Here is a 3,115-nt window from a genome sequence, read left to right as displayed (position 1 = left end):
AGGGAATCGATGTACGCCTTCGTCGACCGGCCGGTGGAAAGCCTCTGCAACAGCGGGCGTTTCCTGCTCTGGGCGATGCGGGGGTGGGTCTCCGCGGCCGAGCGTGGGCGATGCCCGCCGCAGATGCTGCATCGCGGATTTGCCGCCGTGAATGCGGCGGATGCGCTGCCCGATTTCCATGTCGCGATGGCGCTGCTCGGCGGTGACGCGGTTGAAACGCTCGTTCTGGCCCCGATGCCGTGCCTCCAGATTTCAGAGGATGAAGCAATTCTGCTTAGACTCTGTCGCGATATTTCGCTTGGGAAAACCACAAATGCCCGTGCGACGCTGGCCTTGCTGGCCGAGGGAGACAGCGTCGGCCCGATCGCAAAGGCGATGGGCGCCGCGATCGACAGGTTGCTCGCGGCGGGTTTCGATATGCCGGCCCTCGCGGCCGGCACCATGACACACCAGGAAAGTCCAAAGTGATGAGTGACCGTATTGCCGAAGCCGCCAAGCTGGCCCCCTCCGCCTCGCTGACCGTCGAGGAGGTGCGCTCGGTGCGCCACTGGAACGAGCATCTGTTCAGCTTCACGATCTCGCGGCCGCCCAGCTTCCGCTTCCGCTCGGGCGAATTCGTGATGATCGGGCTGCCCGGCGAGGGGCGGCCGCTGCTGCGCGCTTACTCGATCGCGAGCCCGGCCTATGCCGACGAGCTTGAGTTTCTGTCGATCAAGGTGCCCGACGGTCCGCTGACCTCGCGGCTCCAGAAGATCCAGCCGGGCGATCCGGTCTATCTCGGCCGCAAGCCGACGGGGACGCTCGTCGCCGACGCGCTGCTGCCGGGGCAGCGATTGTTCCTGCTGTCGACGGGTACGGGCCTCGCGCCGTTCCTCAGCCTTGTTCGCGATCCCGATATTTATGAGCGGTTCAGCCAGATCCAGCTCGTCCATTGCGTGCGGCAGGTCAGCGACCTTGCATTCCGCGACGAGCTCGAAAGCCAGCTTGCCGGCGATCCGCTGGTGCAGGATCAGGCGCTGCTGCAATTCCATTATTTGCCGACGGTGACGCGCCAGCCCTTCCGCACCGAGGGACGCATCGACGCGCTGATCGACAGCGGCGGCCTGTTCGGCCATCCGCTGACCGGCCCGGCGCATTTCGACCCCGCGATCGACCGCATCATGATGTGCGGCAGCATGGCGATGATCCGCGACCTCGAGGCGCGGTTCGAGGCGCTGGGCTTCAAGGAAGGGTCGAACGCGGCGCCCGGCGACTTCGTGATCGAGCGCGCGTTCGTCGGTTAATCGCGTTTTCCTCCCCCTTGATGGAGGAGGCAGCGAGCCCCGGATCAGGTCCGGGGCGCAGCGGTGGGGGTAAGGTTTCGTCCTGACGCGGCGGCGCGTGCCTGCACCATCACCCTCATCCAACTCCGCCCAATCGCTTCGCGATAAGGCTGCATATCCTTCTCCCATCGAGGAGAAGGATGTCAGTCGGCGTAGGCCTTCACCAGGTCGAACATATAGTCGCGGCCGACATAGACCGATTTGACCTCCATGCGTTCGTTCAGGCCGTGCGCGCCATTGCCGTCGGGGTCGCCCCACATGCCGGGGATGCCATAGGTCGGGATGCCCACCGCGCCGAGGAAGGTCGCATCGGTATAGCCGTTCGCCATCGACGGGATGACCTTCAGCCCCGGCCAATATTTGTCGACGAGCGTCTGCATCGGGCCGATGATTTTCGGGTCGAGCGATGGCGCGGGCGGCGCGGGGCGTTTGGGCGGCAGCTGGGTGATCGTGACGCCCGGATCGCCGATTACCCTGGCGAGTTCGTCCTTGATCGATTCGATGCTGTGGCCGGGGAAGATGCGGCAGTTGATATTCGCGCCGGCGCGCTGCGGCAGCGCATTGGGAGCATGTCCGCCGTCTAGCAAGGTCGCAACGCAGGTCGTCCGCAAATTGCTGTGCAGGAACGGATCCTTGCCCACGATCGCCTCGGCCGCCTTGTCGGCCAGGTTCTTCGCCAGCGCGGCCATCGCCCTGCCCGTCGCGTCGCCGCGCGCCGCGCCGGCTTCGGCAAAGAAGCGGCGCGTCGTGTCGGTCATCTCGACCGGGAAGTCATAGTCCGCGACCTTGGTGAGCGCGCGCGAAAGCTGATAGATCGCGTTGGCGGGGACCGGCGCCGAGCTGTGGCCGCCGGGGTTGCGGGTTTCGAGGCGGAAGTTGGCGAAGGTCTTTTCGCCGACCTGCACCGATTGGCCGAACACTTTGCCCTTTCCATCGCTGTCGCCGCCGCCACCTTCGTTGAGGGCGAATTCGGCGTCGATCAGCGCGCGCTTGTTCGCGGCGAGCCACTGGGCGCCGTTGAACGCGCCGTTGGTTTCCTCGCCGCAGGTCAGCGCGACCTTGACGGTGCGCTTGGGCTTGTAGCCTTCCTTCTGGAACCGGATCAGCGTGTCGACCCACACCGCCGCCTGCGCCTTGTCGTCGGCGGTGCCGCGGCCGTAGAAATAGCCATTCTCCTCGACCATGACGAACGGGTCGCGTTCCCAGTCGGCGCGTTTCGCCTCGACGACGTCGATGTGGGCGACGAGCAGGATCGGCTTCGCGGTCTTGCTGGTGCCCGGATAGACGGCGACGAGGCCGCCTTCCCTGGGGTTCTCAGGCGTCGCGAACAGGGTGAGCTGGCTGGCCGGAAGGCCCGCCGCCTTCAGCCGCGCCGCCATGCGTTCGGCGGCGAGCGTGCAGCTTCCCGATGACAGCGTCGTGTTCGTTTCGACCAGTTCCTTGTAGATTTCGCGGAAGGCGAGCTGATCGGCGCGCGGTTGCGCCTCGGGGGCGAGCGCGGGCGCGGCGAGCAGCATGGCGGACGTCAGCAACGCGGACAGCGTTTTCATCGATTTCTCCCCTGTTTGTAGACGCAAGGAGCAGAAAGACGGCGGCGCTGCAAGCCGCGATGCGCGTGCCCCTTGCGCCGCGGCGGGCTTTGGCGCAATCGGGGCGGGGGAGAGGAGCCGAAGTGACCAAAATCGATGACAACCCACCGGGGTTGGTGGCGCGCGGCGTGCGCCGGATGTTGCTCCTGCTGTACCGGATGCGCGGATGGAAGGCCGAGGGCAGCGTGCCCGAACAGCGGCGTT

At 66.1% G+C, this 3,115-nt stretch carries 3 protein-coding genes; 2 read left to right on the top strand and 1 reads right to left on the bottom strand.

Annotated elements, in window-relative coordinates:
* A partial coding sequence (locus VJ811_RS18710) for a hypothetical protein (protein WP_324075187.1) occupies positions 1 to 468 on the top strand: 468 nt, incomplete at its 5' end.
* Positions 468 to 1,283 carry a ferredoxin--NADP reductase gene (locus VJ811_RS18705; protein ID WP_324075186.1) on the top strand — a complete coding sequence of 272 codons (816 nt, stop codon included), beginning with the start codon at positions 468 to 470 and terminating at the stop codon, positions 1,281 to 1,283. The genes VJ811_RS18710 and VJ811_RS18705, both read left to right, overlap by 1 nt.
* A 182-nt stretch (positions 1,284 to 1,465) precedes the next feature.
* Here the strand turns inward: VJ811_RS18705 and VJ811_RS18700 are convergent, their stop codons facing one another.
* The gene (locus tag VJ811_RS18700) at positions 1,466 to 2,872 is read right to left on the bottom strand and encodes a M20/M25/M40 family metallo-hydrolase (protein WP_324075184.1); all 1,407 of its coding nucleotides are present in this window, start codon (positions 2,870 to 2,872) and stop codon (positions 1,466 to 1,468) included.
* Between the last annotated feature and the right edge of the window lie 243 nt (positions 2,873 to 3,115).

The sequence above is a fragment of the Sphingopyxis sp. genome (genome assembly GCF_035250425.1).
Taxonomy (GTDB): domain Bacteria; phylum Pseudomonadota; class Alphaproteobacteria; order Sphingomonadales; family Sphingomonadaceae; genus Sphingopyxis.
This window is presented reverse-complemented; position numbering and strand designations above follow the sequence as displayed.

Bases quoted from the DNA above. Each gene is read 5' to 3' on its own strand.
- VJ811_RS18705 (WP_324075186.1), top strand. From the start codon at position 468: ATGAGTGACCGTATTGCCGAAGCCGCCAAGCTGGCCCCCTCCGCCTCG.
- VJ811_RS18700 (WP_324075184.1), bottom strand. From the start codon at position 2,872: ATGAAAACGCTGTCCGCGTTGCTGACGTCCGCCATGCTGCTCGCCGCG.